This is a genomic window from Pseudomonas sp. UW4 (assembly GCF_000316175.1).
Classification (GTDB): domain Bacteria; phylum Pseudomonadota; class Gammaproteobacteria; order Pseudomonadales; family Pseudomonadaceae; genus Aquipseudomonas; species Aquipseudomonas laurylsulfatiphila.
Map to the genome: position 1 here is coordinate 4,855,558 of NC_019670.1, position 18,125 is coordinate 4,873,682.

Below are 18,125 nucleotides of genomic sequence, written 5' to 3' on the forward strand. Positions count from 1 at the left end.
TTGTTGTTATGAAAGCGGGTTAGTCAGAAGCCGCGAGGACAGCGCTGTCTTTGCAAGCACAGTCAAACCGCCTGTTTCAGGCCGTTCGCCTGCCACCAGGCATGAGCCTGCGCAGCCAGTTGCTCGACGCTATGGGTCGAAGCATCCAGCGCCAGGGTCAACGGCTCGCCGACGGGCGATTCGAGGGTGGCGAACTGGCTGTCGATCAGGGTCGACGGCATGAAGTGGCCCGGTCGATGGGACACACGGTCGGCGGCCACCTCGGGGGTCAACTCAAGGAACACGAAGCCCAGGCCCGGCAAGGCGCTGCGCAGACGTTCGCGATAGATGTGTTTGAGCGCCGAACAGGTCAGCACCGGGCGCTCGCCCTTGGCGTCGACACGGCGCAGTTCATCGCACAGGCTGTCGAGCCAGCCGGCGCGGTCTTCATCGTTCAGGGGGATCCCCGCGCTCATCTTTTCGATATTGGCGGCAGGATGGAAAGAGTCGCCTTCAATGGCCGTAGCGCCGCTCAGTTGGCACAGGGCCTCGCTGACGCACGTCTTGCCGCAACCGGCAACGCCCATGATGACCAGGGCGGTGATGGGATGGTTCATGTAACACCTCAGCGCGCAGACAGCGCTACCTTTGCCAGTTATGACACTAGACCAAAAGCAGAAGTTGCCGACGCCTTTCTTGTCATTTTGTGGGTTGCAGCAGGTTAGGTCCCAACACCAAAAAGCGAGGATCAGGCGAACCCTCGCTCACGCATTTGCAGCTGCATCGAGACAGCGCTACCTTAGTGCCTTGAATTTTGTTTGGCAAGCCGTCGATGAACACAACCAAGAACGATAAAAATACCCGCACCACTGGCCGCCCTACCCTGAACGAAGTTGCCCGACTGGCCGGCGTCAGCCCGATCACCGCTTCCCGCGCCCTGCGTGGCGTCAGCACCGTGGCCACCGAACTGGTGGAAAAAGTGCAGAAAGCGGCGCTGGAACTCAACTATGTCGTCAACCCTGCCGCCCGCGCCCTGGCCTCGGCCCAGAGCCATTCAGTCGTGGTGCTGGTGCCGTCGCTGTCCAACCTGCTGTTCATCGACACCCTGGAAGCCATTCATCAGGTTTTGCGCCCCAAGGGCTTCGAAGTGCTGATCGGCAACTTCCACTACTCACGCGATGAAGAAGAAAACCTGCTGCGCAACTACATGGCCTATCAGCCACGCGGCTTGCTGCTGACCGGGTTCGACCGCACCGAAAGCTCGCGGCGGATGATCGAAGCCAGCAACATTCCCTGCGTGTACATGATGGAGCTGGACAGCGCCGCCGGGCTCAATTGCGTGGGCTTCTCGCAACTGGCGGCCGGCGAAACGGCGGCCGAACACTTGCTGTCCCGCGGTCGCAAACGCCTGGCCTACATCGGCGCGCAACTGGACCAGCGCACCTTGCTGCGCGGCGAAGGTTTCCGCAAAGCCCTGCAAAAGGCCGGCTTGTACGACCCGGCGCTGGAAGTGCTGACGCCCCGCCCGTCCTCGGTCGGCCTGGGCGGCGAATTGTTCTTGCAGATGATCGCCAGCCACCCGGATGTCGATGCGATCTTCTTCGGCAACGACGACCTGGCCCAGGGCGCGCTGCTCGAAGCGATGCGACACGGGATCAAGATCCCCGAGCAAGTGGCGATCCTCGGCTTCAACGACCTGCCCATGTCCGAACACATGGTCCCGCGCCTGAGCAGCATCAACACCCCGCGCGAGGCCATCGGCCGCCGCGCGGCTGAGCAGATGCTGACACTGATGGCCGGCAACACCGTGGCCAGGCCGGTGCAGGACATGGGGTTTGAGTTGAAGGTGCGGGAGAGCACATAAGCACCTGCACCAATGTGGTCAGGCAAGAGACATTGTGGCGAGGGGGCTTGCCCCCGTTCGGCTGCGGAGCAGTCGCAATCCAGTTCACTTGGTTTAACTGTATGACCGCAGTGTCTGTTTTTGGGGTCGCTTCGCAACCCAACGGGGGCAAGCCCCCTCGCCACAGAAAAGCCCCCTCACCTTCGCTCAGTGTTCAATCCTGCGGATCGAGGTTATCCAGCACACGATTCACCGCCAGTTCCGCCAGCATGATGATCTGTGCGATCGCCAGCGCCGTGTTGCGCTGGCTGCCTTCCAGAAACGTAGCAAAGTCATTGGTCATCACACTCGCCGAGGCCAGTGACTCGCAGGCGTGCGCCAACAGCGTTTCGTTATTGATGCCGGGTGAGATGGAAAACATCGGGCTGGGATTGCGTGGGGGGTTGGGCGTGGGTTTGAACATGGCAATGCTCCTAGAGTGATGGAGCTGCCACGATTCGCTGCTAGACGAAAATAAGGTGGCAGCCGTGCGCGGGCTAGCAGACCAGGACTCTAGAACCCGGTAGACCCGAAGGTCTTCCCACGCACAGCCGCCATAACGTGAACTGGCGGGCAGATCACGATGGGTGGACGTCATGCGTCTAAAGTATCCAGGCTGCTAGACCCGATCGCTGAATTTGCAGCGACACGGAACGATAGAGTCCGGATACCAGGCGCACAAGTCGGCGGATTCTGGCGTAGTTGTAGGCAAGGGTGCAAGAAAGCGTAACCTGCACAACTCATCTGAAGCCGCCCTCCTACAGCGCCTTCCTACATGCCACCACCTACAATTGCCTGTACGTCATTCTCGCTGGAGCAGAACATGGAACATGTACTGAAGATTCTCGGCAAAGCGTCGTCCATCAACGTCAGAAAAGTCCTGTGGACCTGCGAGGAACTGGGCATCACCTACGAACGCGAGGACTGGGGCAGCGGTTTTGCCTCTACCCACAGCCCCGAGTTCCTCCGGTTCAATCCCAACGCGCAGGTGCCGGTGATCATCGATGAAGCCGGGGTGTTATGGGAGTCCAATACCATCTGTCGCTACCTGGTGGGCAAACACCATCACCATCATGCCGAGCTGCTGCCTGCCGAACCGGCCGCCCGCGCTCGTGTGGAGCAGTGGATGGATTGGCAAGCCACCGAGCTCAATCCATCCTGGAGATACCCGTTCATGGCATTGGTGCGCAAGGACCCGGAGTTCCAGGACCCGCATAGCCTCGAGGTCGGCATTCGTGGCTGGAACCAGAAGATGGCCATCCTCGAACATCAACTCGCGACCACCAAGGCCTATGTCGCTGGCCCACGGTTTACCCTGGCCGACATCGTCATCGGCCTGTCCGTCAATCGCTGGCTGATGACCCCGATCGAGCGCCCGGACTACCCCGCCGTCGATGAGTATTTCAAGCGCCTGGCGCAACATCCCGGCTTCCTGAAGCATTGCTGCAACGGCTTGCCTTGAACGGCCGCAGGTTGCCGATGTTATGCGTGTGACCTGGATAAACGCGGCGCGCTTGAGTCCATCGCCAGCAGGCTGGCTCCTACAATTGCGGTCTCCTGTAGGAGCGAGCTTGCTCGCGATGGTCGTCAACGATAACGCGTGTGGCCTGGATAAACGCGGCGCGCTTGAGTCCATCGCCAGCAGGCTGGCTCCTACAATTGCGGTCTGCTGTAGGAGCGAGCTTGCTCGCGATGGTCGTTAACGATAACGCGTGCGAGATGGATAAACGCGGCGCACTTGAGTCCATCGCCAGCAGGCTGGCTCCTACAATTGCGGTCCCCTGTAGGAGCGAGCTTGCTCGCGATGGTCGTTAACGATAACGCGTGCGAGATGGATAAACGCGGCGCACTTGAGTCCATCGCCAGCAGGCTGGCTCCTACAATTGCGGTCCCCTGTAGGAGCGAGCCTGCTCGCGATGGTCGTTAACGATAACGCGTGCGAGATGGATAAACGCGGCGCACTGGAGTCCATCGCCAGCAAGCTGGCTCCTGCAGTTGTAGTTACCGCGACTAGTTCAGTTGCAACGTCGAGTTGAACTGACTGATCGCATCCACCACATGCCGTGAGCCCTGCTGGATTTCCAGGATCACCTCGCCGGCCTCGTTCGCCAGTTCCACGCCCAGGCCGGTTCGGCTCAGGCTCGATTGCATGCTCGACACGGCGCTGAGCGACAAGTCGTGGTTCTTGCGCACCACCTCGACGATCTCCAGCGTCGCCTGGCTGGTACGCGCCGCGAGGCTGCGCACTTCATCGGCCACTACCGCAAACCCGCGCCCGTGCTCACCGGCCCGCGCCGCTTCAATGGCCGCGTTGAGTGCCAGCAGGTTGGTCTGATCGGCAATGCCACGGATGGTCTGCACGATGGTGCCGATGATGTCGGACTGTTTGCTCACGGCATCGATACTCAGTGCCGCTTCGTTCAGGTCGCGGGAAATGTCCTGGATGATCTGCACCGTCTGCTGCACCACTTCGGAACCCTTGCGCGCACAGACGTCGTTTTGCACCGAGGTGCTGTGGGCGGATTCGGCGGCGGTTTGCAGGGTGGTCATCTGGGCAGTGATGTCGCTGGCAAACTTGACCACTTTGTACAAACGCCCCTTGGCGTCGAACAAAGGGTTGTAGGACGCTTCGAGGAATACCGTCTGACCTTGCTTGTTCCTGCGCTCGAAACGATGGGAGTGATATTCGCCGCGGTTGAGCGAAGCCCAGAAATTGCGGTAACCCTGGGACTCGGCTTCGGCACGGTGGCAGAACAGGCTGTGATGCTGCCCCACCACTTCGTTGAGCGAGTACTGCATGGTTTTCAGGAAGTTGTCGTTGGCGCTGATGACCTTGCCTTCGGGCGTGAATTCGATCACGGCCATGGAGCGGCCGATCGCGGCGAGTCGGCTTTCGTTTTCGTGTTCCTTGTTGATCCGGGCGGTGATGTCGGTAGCGACCTTGATTACACTCTTGACCTGCCGGTCGGGGCCCAGCACCGGCATGTAGCTGGCTTCGAGCCAGATTTCACGGCCGCTTTTGTGCAAGCGCAAAAAGGTCCCGCTCAGCGGCTCGCCCCGCGCCAGGTCGCGCCACAGTTTGGTGTAGTCGTCGCTGCGGTAGTACTGCTCTTCACAAAAGATCCGGTGATGCTTGCCACGCACGTCTTCGGCGCTGTAACCCATGGCACTGCAAAAGTTTTCGTTGGCATCGATGATGATGCCGTCCGGGGTGAATTCAATCATCGCCATCGAACGACTGACCGCCGCCAGCTTGGCGTTGGCCTCGGTCAGCGCACAGCTGAAGCGTTCGATTTCCAGCAGGTCAGCCTTGTGATGTAGGTTGAACATTGTTGTATCACCTTGCGCGCAATTTTTTGATTGATGAAAGTTGCAGGTCTTTCACATCCACCACTACGTTCCGTGGAACAGGCACACGCATCCCTCCAAAAAGAAGGACTAGTCAGGTGATAAACGATGATCAATCGGAGGGTCCTTACAGCGACACGCTCATCAAGACATCCTTCTCTTGATAGCCCGCATGCGGGCCAGCCCTAACAGATTCGAATCAAATTCCATTTAGCGCACGGCTCCCTGTGTTCAAGTGTCGGTGCCTTTGATTGCGCACTCTGTTAGCAAGACGACCGCCCCATCACGGTCGACATAGCCAGTTTCAGCTGATCATAGACAGCAAGCTTGGGCTTGCAAGGCCACTAGTCGGCCAGCATTGAGGACAAAAACGGTTCAGCGGCTTGTTGGGGGGGATCAGCGACCGGCGGTGAAAGCGGCACTGACCACTCAATTGGTGTAAGACTTGAGAACATTCGCGAGCAAGCCCGCTCCCACATTGGATCTGTTGTGTCCACAAATCCTGTGGTCAACAAAGACCCCCTGTGGGAGCGGGCTTGCTCGCGAAGACGGCGGTTCAAGCACAGCAGAAACTTCAGGCAGTACTACAAGCTCGCACTCACCTTGCTAGCCACCTCCCCCGGCACCCAGCCCTTCCACACCTGCGGCTGCTCACGCAAAAACGCTTCGGCGACTTCGCGGGGGTTCTGGCGTTTTTCACTCATCTGGCCCAGGGTCTGGTTCAACAGATCAATCGGCAGGTCGACTTTTTCGAAGAACGTCACCAGGTCCGGGTATTGCGCCTTGAACGGTGCCGACACGCCGATGGCCAGGCTCGCCGGCATCGAGCGCGTGCCTTTGGGGTTCGGGTTGTTGGCGTCGGCCAGGGTTTTCCAGGCTTCGGCGTCGAACGGCGGCTCGTCGAGCTTCACCAGTTTGAATCGCCCCAACAGTGGCGTCGGCGACCAGTAGTAGAACAGCACCGGTTTGCCACGGCGGATCGACGACGCCACTTCTGCGTCCAGTGCTGCGCCGGAACCGGTGCGGAAGTTGACGTAGCTGGCGGTCAGGTCATAAGCCTTGAGTTTCTGGCTGTTGACGATTTCCGAGGTCCAGCCGGTGGGGCTGTTGAGGAAACGTCCACGACTCGGGTCTTCGGGGTCGCGGAATACATCCTTGTACTTCGCCAGGTCGGCAACGGACTTCAGCTCCGGGGCCAAGGGCTTGATGCCGCGCTCGGGATCGCCCTTGATCACGTACTCCGGCACCCACCAACCTTCGGTGGCGCCTTTGACCGTATCGCCAAGGCCGAAGACCTTGCCCTCGGCGGCAGCCTTGACCCAGGCCGGGCTGCGTCCGGCCCACTCTTCACCGATGACCTGGATATCGTTTTTGGCCAGCGCCGCTTCCAGGCTGACGGTGCTGCCCGGCAACGTGTCGGTCGGGTAGCCGTAACCTTTTTCAACGATCAGGCGCAGGATTTCGGTGATGAGGCTGCCGCTTTCCCAGGTGATGTCGCCAAAATGGATAGGCGCCGCTTTTTCCGTGGCCGATGCCGGGTGGGACAACAGGCTCAGGGCCAGCAGCGAACTGCCGAGCAGGGTTTTGATCGATCTCATGCGGACCTCTTGTTCTGGAGTGGGCGGTTCAGGGATTGGTTGGCGCTGTGCCGGTCGCACAGGGCCTGGGAACGGGTCATGTAGTCGCTGACCGAACGCAGGGAGATGCCCAGCGCAGCGGCAATTTGCGGATAGGTCAGGCCGTCGATCCGCGCCAGCAGGAAGGTCGAGCGCACTTTGCCGGGCAGCCGCTGAAGACTGCGCTCCACACGGGTCAGGGTCTGGGACCGTTGAACCAGTTCCTCCGGCGATTCGGCGTGGATCGGCTCGGCCTGCTGCAGTTGCTGAAGGTACTGGCGCTCCAGATCACCTCGACGCCAACGCTGATAGAGCAGGCGCCGGGCGATGGTGGTGAGCAAGGCACGGGGTTCACGGATGGCCGTCAGGCCAGGCGCCTGGAGCAGTTGCAGGAAGGTTTCGCAGGCGATGTCTTCGACAGCGGCGGCATCGTACAGAGACTGACGCAGACGTGTGCAGAGCCAGTGATAGTGGGCGCGGAACAGTCCGTCCACGTGTTTGCGGTGAAGAATATCGGCGCCGGACATAGGGGCTCCTGGGTTAGGGGTCGCTGAATGTCCGGTGGTCCGGTGAGGCGAATCCTAGCAAGTAGCCTTATTCATTAATAATATTTAAAACTTATTTTTATATTCTCTTATGGAATTAAACCACAGATACACCGAAACCCTGTGGGAGCGGGCTTGCCCGCGAAAAATGGACCTGTCGACCCGACATTTGCGCCCTATCGCAAATCCCCATACCCCAGCGCCTCGGCCTCACGCTGATAATCGAGCACAACCTGATAGTCGCTTTCAGTGGCGGGCAGCACCTCGGGCAACCCGAGGATTTCGGCGACGTCAGGCAATTCGCACAACGCCTGATTCATCGCCTGCAATAGCCCTTCCGCCTGCTGATCGCTGACGGTGGCTGCCGTGATGTAGGGCAACGTCGGACTCAGCGCACTGCGATCAATCACGCGCAAGCCGATCACTTCCTCCTTGGCGTATCGGGCCAGACAGGCAAATGTCACGCTGTCGATGGCCGCCAGATCGGCAAGGTCCTCGCGTAACCAGCGCAGGCTTTCGCGATGACTGCCGCTGATGCCGACCTCGGCAAAAAAACGCCCGTCACGCTGCAACGGCGCCAACCGGTGGCGCAGTAGATTCATGCCGCTGTTGGAGTCATGGCCATTGATCACGCCTCGACTGCCGCGAAAATCCGCCAGAGTCTGTCGCGGATCATCGACGCGCCCCAGGATCAGGCTGCAGTGATTGCCGCCGCTGCTGTCCGGCATCTCGTAACGCGGTCGCCCCAACACCCGGACCTTGCCGCGCAAGGCTGTCATCAGCGGATAGCCGCAGGTTTGGGTGAGCAGCAACTGCGGCGACAACCACATCTCCATCAGTGACAGGCCTTCGGCATCGCCGCGGGTTTCGCCCAGGTGCTCGAGGATTCGCGCCAGCCAGCGTTCGTTGGCCTGGTGGATGGGTTCGGGGGCGGTGTACATCAGCAGTTCGGCGATGTGTTGGGTCATCATCGTATCTCCATACAACGAAGTTCCCTGTGGGAGCGGGCTTGCCCGCGATAGCGTTGGATCAGTCACCAGGTGTGCTGGATTTGAAATCGCCATCGCGGGCAAGCCCGCTCCCACAGGGGAAAGCGTCTGGCAAAAAAATCAGTGAAACGGATGCCTCGGGCTGTCGATGGCCTTTACGCCGTATTCACGCCACAGCTGCCCATACCCCTGCACCAGGAATCCACCACTGCGCGCCAGCCATTGCTCGCGGCGGGCCCGGTAAGCGCGGGGCAAGTCGTACCAGGGCAACCCCGGCAATTCGTGGTGCACCAGGTGGAAATTGAGGTTCAGGAACAGCCAGCGCCACGGCCACGCCGCTTCATTGAGCACGGTACGTTGCTCCGGCGCAGCATGAGGTCGATGTTCATAGTAGGAGCGAATCATGGCGATCGACAGCGCCGGCACGCTGATCAAGAACAGGTAATGCCACACCGGCAACACGCTGTAGCGCGCGATGAACAGCAGCATCAACAGGGTCCAGGCGCCGTGGCTGAGCCACATCAACCAGGCCTGGCGCTCACCGCTTTTCAGGCGTTGCAGTTCTTCCCGGGCCAGCGTCAGCAAGGCGATTGGCGCACCGAGCAGAAAGCGCCCGAGCACGGTTTTGTTCAACCAGTGCAGGCCTTGTTCGAACAACGAACTGCCCTGCCACTGCTCGGCATTCAGGTAACGGCTTTCCGGATCGCGACCGGGGATGGTCAGGTCTTCATCGCGGTGATGCAGCAAATGGCTGTCGCGATACAAGGTGTAGGGATACCAGATGGCAAACGGTGCGTAGCCAAGGGTTTTGTTCAGCAGCGGCCAGCGGGTCGGATGACCGTGCAGCAGTTCGTGCTGCACCGACAGCCACAGCACCACCACGGGAATCAGCAACAACGTGCTCAACCACAGGCCCAATGAATCACTGGCCAGAACAAGGGTGAACCACGCGCTGTACACGCCAATCAACAGCAACCAGGTCGGCCACTCGGTGCGGGCGGTGAGGCGTTGGCGCAGGGTTTCGATTTCTTCTCGGTGGGCTGCATCGAAATAATGAGGCATGGCATTGCTCGGATCGGGGACCAATCCTCTTTTGTGCAACGACGCCCGGATTTCTTGCAGATTATTTGCAATATGATCGCTCCCGCATTGCGCGGGAGCGATCGGTCAGCGCAGGCTCAATGCCCGAACACATTGACCTTTTTGGCTTTCTTGTCGGCACGCTTTTCAATAGCGGTTTTCGCCGGCTTTTTCTTGTCTGCTTTCTTTGAATCCATACCTTTGGACATGATGCGTACTCCACTCGTGGGGATGTGAGTTCAGGTATACACCTATCCCGGCGTGCGTGTTCTTTTATAATCGCCGCTTTGCACACCGACAGTCCGAGACCATGCCCGACACCCACTACACCCTGCTCGACGAGCCGTTATGGCCATTGATGAACAAGTTCTATCGCGCTCACCAATCATCAATGAAAGCCGTGCGCGACGCGCAGCTCTGGGTGGCCCGGCGTGACGGGATTGTGGCCGCACTGTGTTTGCGCCCGGTGTCCGGCGGGCATTGGCTGACCGGGTTGTTTGTCGATCCGCAGTGCCGGGAACAAGGGATAGCCGCCGGGTTGATTGCGGCCGCGGTGAAGGATTGCGAACTGCCAGTGTGGTTGTTCTGTCATCCGGACTTACGCGGGTTTTATGAGCGACGCGGCTTTACGTTCGATCCGCCGATGCCTTATGCGATGGTTGAACGGTTGAGCCGGTATGCGCGTAGTAAACCGATGATTGCCATGGGGTTGGCGCCAGGCGTTTAACTTACTCAACCCTGTTGGAGATCCAATGTGGGAGCGAGCTTGAACTGGCCTAATGATTTTGGACACTTCAATCGGGCGCTATGATGGCGCCCAAATCTGAGGTGTTTGGATATGCGTAAATCTTATTCCAGTGAGTTCAAACTCAAGGCCGCCAGCATGGTGCTGGACGAGGGCCAGTCAGTTCCCGATGTTTGTGCCAGTTTGGATATTGGCCCTACGGCCTTGCGCCGTTGGGTCGACCAGGTTCGCAAAGAACGCTTGGGTTCGACCCCGGTGGGGGCCAAGGCAATCACCGCCGATCAGCGGGAGATTCAGCAGCTCAAAGCGTTGCTCAGGCAAAAAGACCTGGACATTGAAATCCTAAAAAAAGGCCAGTGCTCTCCTGCTTTTGGACTCCAAAGATCATTCTCGCTGATCAATGAGCTGGACGAGCAGTACGGCGTTAACAATTGCTGTCGGGCGTTTGGAGTCACCCGCAGCAGCTTTTACGCCTGGCGTCAGCGTCAGGGCAAGGTGAATCCTGAGCGGGAGAAACTTAAGGCCGTGCTGGTCAAGCATCACAAGGAATCCAGAGCGTCCGCAGGGTCTCGCACCCTGTCCAAGGAACTGCAAGCCAAGGGGCATCGTGTCGGGCGACATATGGCTCGCAGCTTGATGCGCGAAGCCGGTGTTGCCAGCCATCAACGGCGGCGGCACAAGTACAAATCTTCCGGCGTTGAGGCGCTGGTGGCGCCGCATGTGCTCAAGCGCAAGTTTGATGTCACTGCGGTTAACCAAGTGTGGTGCGGCGATGTGACCTACATCAAAGTCGGCACGCGCTGGATGTATTTCGCGGCGGTGCTGGATCTGTTTGCCCGCAGGATCGTGGGCTGGTCGTTTTCGATGATTTCCGATGCCACGCTGACCTGCGAAGCGTTGCGGATGGCGGTCGACCTGCGAGGCCGGCCAAAAGAGGTGCTGTTTCACTCTGACCAGGGCTGCCAATACACCAGTCATAAATTCAGGAAAGAAATGCGCAAACATGGCCTCCTGCAAAGCATGAGTCGCAAAGGTGAGTGCTGGGACAACGCTCCGATGGAGCGTTTCTTTGGAAGCCTCAAGTCAGAGTGGGTACCAGAAGATGGCTACCGCTCGGAACATGAGGCGCGGGTGGATGTGCAGCGTTATGTGATGCGTTACAACAACGTCAGGCTCCATAGCTACAACGGCTACCGGTCGCCGGTAGCTATGGAGAAACTGGCGGCATGAAACCGTAACTGGTGTCCAAAATTAGTTGACCAGTTCAGCTTGCTCGCGATGAGGCCCGGTCAGTCAACATTGTTGGCGACTGATACACCGCCATCGCGAGCAAGCTCGCTCCCACAGGGTTTTGCGGCGATTAATCGTCGGCGTTGGGATCCAGGTCCGGGAACATCACTTCGGTGAAGCCGAACTTGCTGAAGTCGGTGATGCGCGACGGGTACAGGCGGCCGATCAGGTGGTCGCACTCATGCTGCACCACCCGCGCGTGGAACCCCGAAGCAACGCGCACGATAGGCTCGCCCTTGGGGTCGACGCCTTCGTAGCGAATCTGCTGGTAACGCTGTACCGCGCCGCGCAGGCCGGGTACGGACAAACAGCCTTCGAAGCCCTCCTCCATGATCGGGCTCAGCGGCGTGATCAAGGGGTTGATCAGGATCGTCTGCGGCACGGCCTCGGCATCCGGATACCGCTCGCTGTGCTCGAAACCGAAGATCACCAGTTGCAGGTCGACGCCGATCTGCGGAGCAGCCAGGCCAACGCCCCCCACACTCTCCATGGTCTGGAACATGTCATCGATCAGTTGCCACAGCTCGGGGCTGTCGAACATCTCGGCCGGTACTGGCGGGGCAATGCGCAGCAGGCGCTCGTCGCCCATTTTCAGAATTTCACGAATCATGATCAGGTTTCATCAATTGTCGGTTTGATTGAGTGATCGCGGCCCAGGCCCGAGACGTGGTGTTTTTCCTCATGGACAGGACCATGCTCGCCAGCCACTTTTTCCCCAGGGTCCTTGCCCTCTCGCGACATGTGTTCGATCACCGCGTTCATCTCCGCGCCCAGCAGCAGCACCGCGGCGGAAATGTAGAAGTACAGCAACAGCACGATGATCGCACCGATACTGCCATACATGGCGTTGTAGTTGGCGAACTCCTTGACGTACAAACCAAAGCCCAGGGAGGCAATGATCCACACCACCACCGCCAGCACCGAGCCCGGCGTGATGAAGCGGAATTCCTGTTTGACGTCGGGCATGACGTAGTAGATCAGCGCCACCGCGACCATCAGCAGAATCACGATCACCGGCCAGCGCGCGATGGTCCAGAGCGTGACGATAAAGTACTCAAGGCCGACTTGCGCAGCGATCCAGCCCATCACCTGCGGCCCGAGCACCATCAGCGCGGCGGCGATCAGCAGCATGCCGGCAATGCCGACGGTGTAGATGATCGACAACGGGAAGCGTTTCCACAGCGGGCGCCCTTCAACCACGTCGTAGGCCGCGTTCATCGCGCTCATCATCAGCCGCACACCGGCAGAGGCGGTATACAGCGCAATCACGATACCCACCGAGAGCAAACCACCCTTGGCCTGCTGAAGCTGGTCGATCACCGGGTTGACCTGTTCCAGCGCCTGGGGCGGCAGCACCAGCTCCGATTGCAGGCGCAGCCAGGAGAAGAAGTCCGGCAGGTGCAGGAAGCCGATCAGGGCAATCAGGAACAGGATGAACGGAAACAGCGAAAACAGCATTTGATAGGCCAGCGCCGAGGCATAGGTCGACATCTCATCGGCGATGAACTCGGTGACCGTGCGCATCATCACACGGTGCAGGGGCATGCCTCTCATGTCCGGAAAAATCATTCGCGTCTCCATTCGCCGCATACGGAATTGGGTTGAAGTCGTGGCGACTCAGGGGCCGTTTTCTACATCAAATCAGCCTGTTTCGCGACTTTGAAACATTTTCCTCCCTCAAGTTCAGGCTGACACAAAAACGGCCATCTGAGGATGGCCGCTTCTTAACTTTATTAAAGGCTGGATCACGCCTTGTCGATGCCTTTTTTCAGTGCATCCTTGGCTTTACCAACCGCCTGCTGGGCTTCGCCTTTCTTTTCCTGCATCACGCCTTCGGCGCGCATTTTGTCGTTACCGGTGGCCTTGCCCACCCCTTGCTTGACGTTGCCAGCGGCTTCATTGGCCATGCCTTTGACTTTATCGGTTGTGCTGCTCATGGTGATTCTCCTGTGAACGTTTCAATCGGAGGAAAAGTCGTTACACATGGTTGACCGGAGGCTTTTGCAGGGAGTTTCATTTATTTTCATCACGACATTTCATCGTTGAGTGCAGGTTGCGCTTTATGTTTGCGGGCCAACCCCCGAGAATGCGCAACACGTTCAGGCCATGGCGCTGAAGATCCAATCCCGTAGGAATGTTATGAAACTCGATAAAAAGCAGGCCATTGCCCGCAGAAACCAGGAACTCGGCGGTGCTGTGCTTGGCGTCAACAACTGCCACTTCGCCGAATTGAACCGTAATCGCAACATCTGGTGGTTCGACCTCCCGGTGACGCGCCTGGCAATCGGTCAATACGAGTGGATCCACCTGCTGATGCACACGCCGGCCACCGACGAGCTGTTGCACCTGAAAGTGCCGACCGTGTTCCTGCGCGAGAAGCTCGAAGGGCTGGTGGTGCGCAATGAAGGCAAGCGCAAGGCTGCATTGAGCCTGGAACTGAGCGCCGACAAGGACTCCTTCCTGCAAGACATGCGCCCGGCGGGCACCAACGTCAACTTCGCGCCATTTCGCCAATAAAAGCAAAAGCTTCGTCGGAACGCCGCCCGGAGCAAGCCCGCTCCCACATTTGATCGCATTTCTCCTGGAGGAACCCGGTTAAATGTGGGAGCGGGCTTGCTCGCGAAAGCGGTCTGACAGGCGCCACCAAGCATTCAGACAAACAAAAAAGCCCCGCATCTGCGGGGCTTTTTGTCGGTTACGCGGTGGCTTTCTTCGCGTTGATCTTCTTCAGCTCTTCATCGCGCAATTCACGACGCAGGATCTTGCCGACGTTGGTGGTCGGCAGTGCATCGCGGAACTCCACGGAGCGCGGGACTTTGTAGCCGGTGACGTTGGCGCGCATGTGCTCCATCACCTGCTCCTTGGTCAGGGTCACGCCTGGCTTGACGACGATGAAAATCTTTATCGCTTCGCCCGACTTCTCGTCCGGCACACCGATGGCCGCGCATTGCAGCACGCCCGGCAGGGTCGCCAGCACGTCTTCGAGCTCGTTCGGGTACACGTTGAAACCGGACACCAGGATCATGTCTTTCTTGCGATCGACAATGCGCATGTAGCCGTCAGGCTGGATCAGCGCGATGTCACCGGTCTTCAACCAGCCTTCGCTGTCGAGGATTTCATCGGTGGCTTCCTGGCGTTGCCAGTAACCCTTCATGACCTGCGGCCCCTTAACGCACAGTTCGCCGATTTCGCCCATCGGTTGTTCGACACCGGCATCGTTGATGATTTTGCACAGGGTTGACGGCACCGGAATGCCGATGGTGCCGATCTGGATGTTCTGGATCGGGTTGACCGTGGCCACCGGGCTGGTTTCAGTCATGCCGTAGCCTTCGCAGATGGCGCAACCGGTGACCGCCTTCCAGCGTTCGGCCGCGGCCAGTTGCAGGGCCATGCCGCCCGACAAGGTGACTTTCAGCGCGGAGAAATCCAGCTTGCGGAAGCCTTCGTTATTGCACAAGGCCACGAACAGTGTGTTCAAACCGACGAAGCCGCTGAACTTCCACTTCGACAGTTCCTTGACCATCGCCGGCAGGTCACGCGGGTTACTGATCAGGATGTTGTGGTTGCCGATCAGCATCATCGCCATGCAGTGAAAAGTGAAGGCATAGATGTGGTACAGCGGCAGCGGCGTGATCAGGATCTCGCAACCTTCATTGAGGTTGGAACCCATCAGCGCCTTGCACTGCAGCATGTTCGCCACCAGGTTGCGGTGGGTCAGCATCGCGCCCTTGGCCACACCGGTGGTGCCGCCGGTGTATTGCAGCACCGCGACATCGCTGCTGGCCGGATTGGCTTCGGCCACTGGCTGGCCCTGGCCTTTGCTCAGCACGTCGTTGAACTTGACGGCTTTTGGCAAGTGATAGGCCGGCACCATCTTCTTCACGTACTTGATGACGCTGTTGATCAGCAGGCGCTTGAGCGGCGGCAGCAGGTCGGCGACTTCGGTGACGATCACGTGCTTGACGCCGGTTTTCGGCACCACGGCTTCAGCCAGGTGCGCCATGTTGGCCAGGCAGACCAGGGCCTTGGCACCGGAGTCGTTGAATTGGTGTTCCATCTCCCGCGCGGTGTACAGCGGGTTGGTGTTGACCACGATCAGCCCGGCGCGGATGGCGCCGAAGACGGCAACCGGGTACTGCAACACGTTGGGCAGTTGCACGGCGATTCGATCGCCAGGCTGCAAATCGGTATGCTGTTGCAGGTAAGCGGCAAACGCACCGGACAATTCGTACAGTTCACCGTAGGTGAGTGTCTTGCCCAGGTTGCTGAATGCCGGCTTGTTGGCGAAGCGTTGGCAGGATTGCTTCAACACTGCCTGAATATTCGGATACTCGTCTGGATTGATCTCAGCAGCAATCCCAGCTGGGTACTTATCCTTCCAAAAGTCTTCGATCATGGAAGCCCACTCCTCAGCAACGCGAATTCAGCACCGCATTTGATGCGATTATTATTGGTGTTTGGTCATTGGTGAATCTGGCTGACAGAAGGCCGAGAAGTCACAAAGCGCGCCGAGAGTAGCAGCTTTGCCAAGGGTCGACTAGAGCCAAAAGCGGCCTCTACGGTCACATTTGTGACTCAAGACTTACAAGCAGTCATTTTAGAGCAAAAAACCTATAAAGCCCTGAAAGCCACGGAATTCATGGGCTCTAGCGTACGCCGAAAAGCATCGCGGGCAAGCCCGCTCCCACAAGGTTCGCGTCGTACACAAAGTGTGTGCACAACAGTGAATCTGTGGGAGCGTGGCTTGCCCGCGATCCGCGCGAAGCGCGGCCATTCACCGATCAGGCGATATCACGCAACTCCCGCCGCAGGATCTTGCCCACCGGCGTCATCGGCAGCGATTCGCGCAGCACGATGTGCTTCGGTACTTTATACGCCGTGAAGTTCTCCTTGCAGTAAGCCTTCAGTTCTTCAAGGCTGACGCCCGCTTCACGGGCCACCACGAACAGCTTCACCGCCTCCCCCGACCGTTCGTCAGGCACACCGATGACCGCACAGTTGGCGACGTTCGGGTGAGCCATCACCACGTCTTCGATTTCGTTCGGGTACACGTTGAAACCCGAGACAATGATCATGTCCTTCTTGCGGTCAACGATGCGCACGAAACCGTCCGGATCGATCACCGCAATGTCACCGGACTTGAACCAGCCCTCGGCATCCAGCACTTCGGCCGTGGCTTCAGGTTTCTGCCAGTAGCCCTTCATGATCTGCGGACCCTTGATGCACAACTCGCCGCGCTCACCCAAAGGTTGTTCGACGCCGTCATCGCTGATGACTTTCAGCGTGGTGCCCGGCACCGGCAGGCCGACCGTGCCGATCCGGGACTGCTCGCCATACGGGTTGGTACAAGCCACCGGCGAGGTTTCGGTCAGGCCGTAACCTTCGGTGATGCGGCAACCGGTCAGTTGTTCCCAACGCTCGGCGGTGGCCTTGACCAACGCAGTGCCGCCGGAGTTGGTGAGCTTGAGGCTGGAGAAGTCCAGGGTCTTGAAATCCGGGTGATCCATCAGCGCAACGAACAGTGTGTTGAGCCCCAGCAGCGCCGAGAACCGCCAGTTCTTCAGCTCCTTGATGAAGCCGGCGATGTCCCGTGGGTTGGTGATCAGCACGTTGTGGTTGCCCGTCACCATCATGCACATGCAGTTCGCTGTGAAGGCATAGATGTGGTACAGCGGCAGCGGTGCGATCATCACCTCCTGGCCTTCACGCAGCAGCGGCTGACCGTCGCTGGCCGACTGACTGAGGCAGGCCCGTGCCTGCTGCATGTTCGCCACCAGGTTGCCGTGGGTCAGCATCGCACCCTTGGCCAGGCCGGTGGTGCCACCGGTGTATTGCAGCACGGCGATGTCGTCGAGGCCGACCTTCAGCGGCTTGATGCCCAGGCCACGGCCCATGCGCAATGCGCTCTTGAAAGAGACGGCCTGGGGCAAGGAATAGTCCGGAACCATCTTCTTGACCTTGCTCACCACAGTGTTGACCAGCCAACCCTTGGCGGTGGGCATCAGGTCGCCCATCTTCGCTTCGATCAGGTACTGGATGTCGGTATCGGGGAGCACTTCCTGGACTTTCTGGCCGAACATGTTCAAGTACACCAGCGCCCGGGCACCGGAATCCTTGAACTGGTGACGCATTTCCCGCGCGGTGTACAACGGGTTGGTGTTGACCACGATCAACCCGGCGCGCAAGGCGCCGAAAACGGCAATGGGGTAATGCAGGACGTTGGGCATCTGCACCGCGATGCGGTCACCCGGCACCAGGTCGGTGTGGGCTTGCAGGTAGCCGGCGAAGGCAGCGCTCTGGCGTTCCAGTTCGGCGTAGGTCAGGGTCACGCCCATGTTGCTGAACGCAGGGCGGTCAGCAAACTTCTTGCAGGAACGCTCGAACACCTCGATCACCGACTTGTAGGCTCCCAGATCGATATCCAGGGGGACGCCGGCCGGGCGTTTGTCATTCCAGAAATCAGGTTGCATTGTTCTTGTCCTCTTTACCTGAATCTATCCGGGGCCGCTTTTCTGTCATTTCTCCCTGATCCCTCAAAGGCAGAAAGCGAAAAGCGGAGCTTCACGGACACTAGCAGCTATGGCGATTCAGGCAAATATGCCCGAAGCCGTCATTGATCGTGTGAATCTTCCAGCCTTGCTGTGGGCTGAT

Annotated in this window: 17 protein-coding genes; 5 read left to right on the forward strand and 12 right to left on the reverse strand. The window is 59.1% G+C overall.

The annotated features are described in order from the left end of the window. Positions 1-62: 62 nt before the first annotated feature. Positions 63-596: a gluconokinase gene (locus PPUTUW4_RS21450; RefSeq protein ID WP_015096545.1), complete on the reverse strand. Its 534-nt coding sequence runs from the start codon at positions 594-596 to the stop codon at positions 63-65. Between the two features lie 215 nt (positions 597-811). Here PPUTUW4_RS21450 and PPUTUW4_RS21455 point away from each other — a divergent pair, with 215 nt between their 5' ends. Then, complete coding sequence (locus PPUTUW4_RS21455; protein WP_015096546.1) at positions 812-1,843, forward strand: LacI family DNA-binding transcriptional regulator; 1,032 nt, start codon at positions 812-814, stop codon at positions 1,841-1,843. Positions 1,844-2,036: 193 nt separating this feature from the next. On the opposite strand, the gene PPUTUW4_RS21460 is transcribed toward PPUTUW4_RS21455, so the two are convergent. Then, positions 2,037-2,285, reverse strand: coding sequence for a DUF6124 family protein (locus tag PPUTUW4_RS21460; protein ID WP_007974480.1), 249 nt, complete (start codon positions 2,283-2,285; stop codon positions 2,037-2,039). A gap of 399 nt (positions 2,286-2,684) precedes the next feature. Here PPUTUW4_RS21460 and PPUTUW4_RS21465 point away from each other — a divergent pair, with 399 nt between their 5' ends. Beyond that, positions 2,685-3,323 (forward strand): glutathione S-transferase, encoded by a 639-nt coding sequence (locus PPUTUW4_RS21465; RefSeq protein ID WP_015096547.1) that lies wholly within the window; start codon positions 2,685-2,687, stop codon positions 3,321-3,323. 548 nt (positions 3,324-3,871) lie between these two features. Here the strand turns inward: PPUTUW4_RS21465 and PPUTUW4_RS30565 are convergent. The 5 genes from PPUTUW4_RS30565 to PPUTUW4_RS21490 all read right to left on the reverse strand — a co-directional run bounded on the left by PPUTUW4_RS30565 (position 3,872) and on the right by PPUTUW4_RS21490 (position 9,421). Next, positions 3,872-5,191, reverse strand: coding sequence for a PAS domain-containing methyl-accepting chemotaxis protein (locus tag PPUTUW4_RS30565; protein WP_015096549.1), 1,320 nt, complete (start codon positions 5,189-5,191; stop codon positions 3,872-3,874). Positions 5,192-5,793: 602 nt separating this feature from the next. After that, positions 5,794-6,807, reverse strand: a complete 1,014-nt coding sequence (locus PPUTUW4_RS21475) for an ABC transporter substrate-binding protein (RefSeq protein ID WP_015096550.1) — start codon at positions 6,805-6,807, stop codon at positions 5,794-5,796. Beyond that, complete coding sequence (locus PPUTUW4_RS21480) at positions 6,804-7,352, reverse strand: sigma-70 family RNA polymerase sigma factor (protein ID WP_015096551.1); 549 nt, start codon at positions 7,350-7,352, stop codon at positions 6,804-6,806. Before PPUTUW4_RS21480 ends, PPUTUW4_RS21475 begins: the two co-directional genes overlap by 4 nt. A gap of 194 nt (positions 7,353-7,546) precedes the next feature. Further along, a complete protein-coding gene (locus tag PPUTUW4_RS21485; RefSeq protein WP_015096552.1) occupies positions 7,547-8,338 on the reverse strand; it encodes a PhnD/SsuA/transferrin family substrate-binding protein in 792 nt (263 codons plus the stop codon). Positions 8,339-8,479: 141 nt separating this feature from the next. Beyond that, a complete protein-coding gene (locus PPUTUW4_RS21490; RefSeq protein WP_015096553.1) occupies positions 8,480-9,421 on the reverse strand; it encodes a fatty acid desaturase in 942 nt (313 codons plus the stop codon). Positions 9,422-9,749: 328 nt separating this feature from the next. On the opposite strand from PPUTUW4_RS21490, the gene PPUTUW4_RS21495 reads away from it, so the two are divergent. Together PPUTUW4_RS21495 and PPUTUW4_RS21500 are read left to right on the forward strand one after the other, a co-directional pair. After that, positions 9,750-10,166: a GNAT family N-acetyltransferase gene (locus PPUTUW4_RS21495; RefSeq protein ID WP_015096554.1), complete on the forward strand. Its 417-nt coding sequence runs from the start codon at positions 9,750-9,752 to the stop codon at positions 10,164-10,166. 111 nt (positions 10,167-10,277) lie between these two features. Continuing rightward, positions 10,278-11,414 (forward strand): IS3 family transposase, encoded by a 1,137-nt coding sequence (locus PPUTUW4_RS21500; RefSeq protein ID WP_015092973.1) that lies wholly within the window; start codon positions 10,278-10,280, stop codon positions 11,412-11,414. Between the two features lie 130 nt (positions 11,415-11,544). Here PPUTUW4_RS21500 and def read toward each other — a convergent pair whose 3' ends face one another. The 3 genes from def to PPUTUW4_RS21515 all read right to left on the reverse strand — a co-directional run bounded on the left by def (position 11,545) and on the right by PPUTUW4_RS21515 (position 13,411). After that, positions 11,545-12,084 carry a peptide deformylase gene (gene def / locus PPUTUW4_RS21505; RefSeq protein ID WP_015096556.1) on the reverse strand — a complete coding sequence of 180 codons (540 nt, stop codon included), beginning with the start codon at positions 12,082-12,084 and terminating at the stop codon, positions 11,545-11,547. Positions 12,085-12,086: 2 nt separating this feature from the next. Further along, complete coding sequence (locus PPUTUW4_RS21510; RefSeq protein ID WP_015096557.1) at positions 12,087-13,043, reverse strand: YihY/virulence factor BrkB family protein; 957 nt, start codon at positions 13,041-13,043, stop codon at positions 12,087-12,089. Between the two features lie 176 nt (positions 13,044-13,219). After that, positions 13,220-13,411 carry a CsbD family protein gene (locus tag PPUTUW4_RS21515; RefSeq protein ID WP_015096558.1) on the reverse strand — a complete coding sequence of 64 codons (192 nt, stop codon included), beginning with the start codon at positions 13,409-13,411 and terminating at the stop codon, positions 13,220-13,222. Between the two features lie 202 nt (positions 13,412-13,613). On the opposite strand from PPUTUW4_RS21515, the gene PPUTUW4_RS21520 reads away from it, so the two are divergent. Then, positions 13,614-13,991, forward strand: a complete 378-nt coding sequence (locus PPUTUW4_RS21520; RefSeq protein WP_008054262.1) for a hypothetical protein — start codon at positions 13,614-13,616, stop codon at positions 13,989-13,991. Between the two features lie 178 nt (positions 13,992-14,169). Here the strand turns inward: PPUTUW4_RS21520 and fadD1 are convergent, their stop codons facing one another. Together fadD1 and fadD2 are read right to left on the reverse strand one after the other, a co-directional pair. Further along, positions 14,170-15,870: a long-chain-fatty-acid--CoA ligase FadD1 gene (gene fadD1 / locus PPUTUW4_RS21525; RefSeq protein WP_015096559.1), complete on the reverse strand. Its 1,701-nt coding sequence runs from the start codon at positions 15,868-15,870 to the stop codon at positions 14,170-14,172. Positions 15,871-16,255: 385 nt separating this feature from the next. After that, positions 16,256-17,944 carry a long-chain-fatty-acid--CoA ligase FadD2 gene (fadD2, locus tag PPUTUW4_RS21530; protein ID WP_015096560.1) on the reverse strand — a complete coding sequence of 563 codons (1,689 nt, stop codon included), beginning with the start codon at positions 17,942-17,944 and terminating at the stop codon, positions 16,256-16,258. Positions 17,945-18,125 lie beyond the last annotated feature (181 nt).

Excerpts from the sequence above, each read along its gene's own strand:
- PPUTUW4_RS21465 (WP_015096547.1), top strand. The coding sequence starts at position 2,685 with ATGGAACATGTACTGAAGATTCTCGGCAAAGCGTCGTCCATCAACGTC.
- fadD2 (WP_015096560.1), bottom strand. The coding sequence starts at position 17,944 with ATGCAACCTGATTTCTGGAATGACAAACGCCCGGCCGGCGTCCCCCTG.
- PPUTUW4_RS21480 (WP_015096551.1), bottom strand. The coding sequence starts at position 7,352 with ATGTCCGGCGCCGATATTCTTCACCGCAAACACGTGGACGGACTGTTC.
- PPUTUW4_RS21500 (WP_015092973.1), top strand. The coding sequence starts at position 10,278 with ATGCGTAAATCTTATTCCAGTGAGTTCAAACTCAAGGCCGCCAGCATG.
- fadD1 (WP_015096559.1), bottom strand. The coding sequence starts at position 15,870 with ATGATCGAAGACTTTTGGAAGGATAAGTACCCAGCTGGGATTGCTGCT.
- def (WP_015096556.1), bottom strand. The coding sequence starts at position 12,084 with ATGATTCGTGAAATTCTGAAAATGGGCGACGAGCGCCTGCTGCGCATT.
- PPUTUW4_RS21450 (WP_015096545.1), bottom strand. The coding sequence starts at position 596 with ATGAACCATCCCATCACCGCCCTGGTCATCATGGGCGTTGCCGGTTGC.
- PPUTUW4_RS21495 (WP_015096554.1), top strand. The coding sequence starts at position 9,750 with ATGCCCGACACCCACTACACCCTGCTCGACGAGCCGTTATGGCCATTG.
- PPUTUW4_RS21455 (WP_015096546.1), top strand. The coding sequence starts at position 812 with ATGAACACAACCAAGAACGATAAAAATACCCGCACCACTGGCCGCCCT.
- PPUTUW4_RS21475 (WP_015096550.1), bottom strand. The coding sequence starts at position 6,807 with ATGAGATCGATCAAAACCCTGCTCGGCAGTTCGCTGCTGGCCCTGAGC.
- PPUTUW4_RS21490 (WP_015096553.1), bottom strand. The coding sequence starts at position 9,421 with ATGCCTCATTATTTCGATGCAGCCCACCGAGAAGAAATCGAAACCCTG.
- PPUTUW4_RS21460 (WP_007974480.1), bottom strand. The coding sequence starts at position 2,285 with ATGTTCAAACCCACGCCCAACCCCCCACGCAATCCCAGCCCGATGTTT.
- PPUTUW4_RS21510 (WP_015096557.1), bottom strand. The coding sequence starts at position 13,043 with ATGATTTTTCCGGACATGAGAGGCATGCCCCTGCACCGTGTGATGATG.
- PPUTUW4_RS21520 (WP_008054262.1), top strand. The coding sequence starts at position 13,614 with ATGAAACTCGATAAAAAGCAGGCCATTGCCCGCAGAAACCAGGAACTC.
- PPUTUW4_RS30565 (WP_015096549.1), bottom strand. The coding sequence starts at position 5,191 with ATGTTCAACCTACATCACAAGGCTGACCTGCTGGAAATCGAACGCTTC.
- PPUTUW4_RS21485 (WP_015096552.1), bottom strand. The coding sequence starts at position 8,338 with ATGACCCAACACATCGCCGAACTGCTGATGTACACCGCCCCCGAACCC.
- PPUTUW4_RS21515 (WP_015096558.1), bottom strand. The coding sequence starts at position 13,411 with ATGAGCAGCACAACCGATAAAGTCAAAGGCATGGCCAATGAAGCCGCT.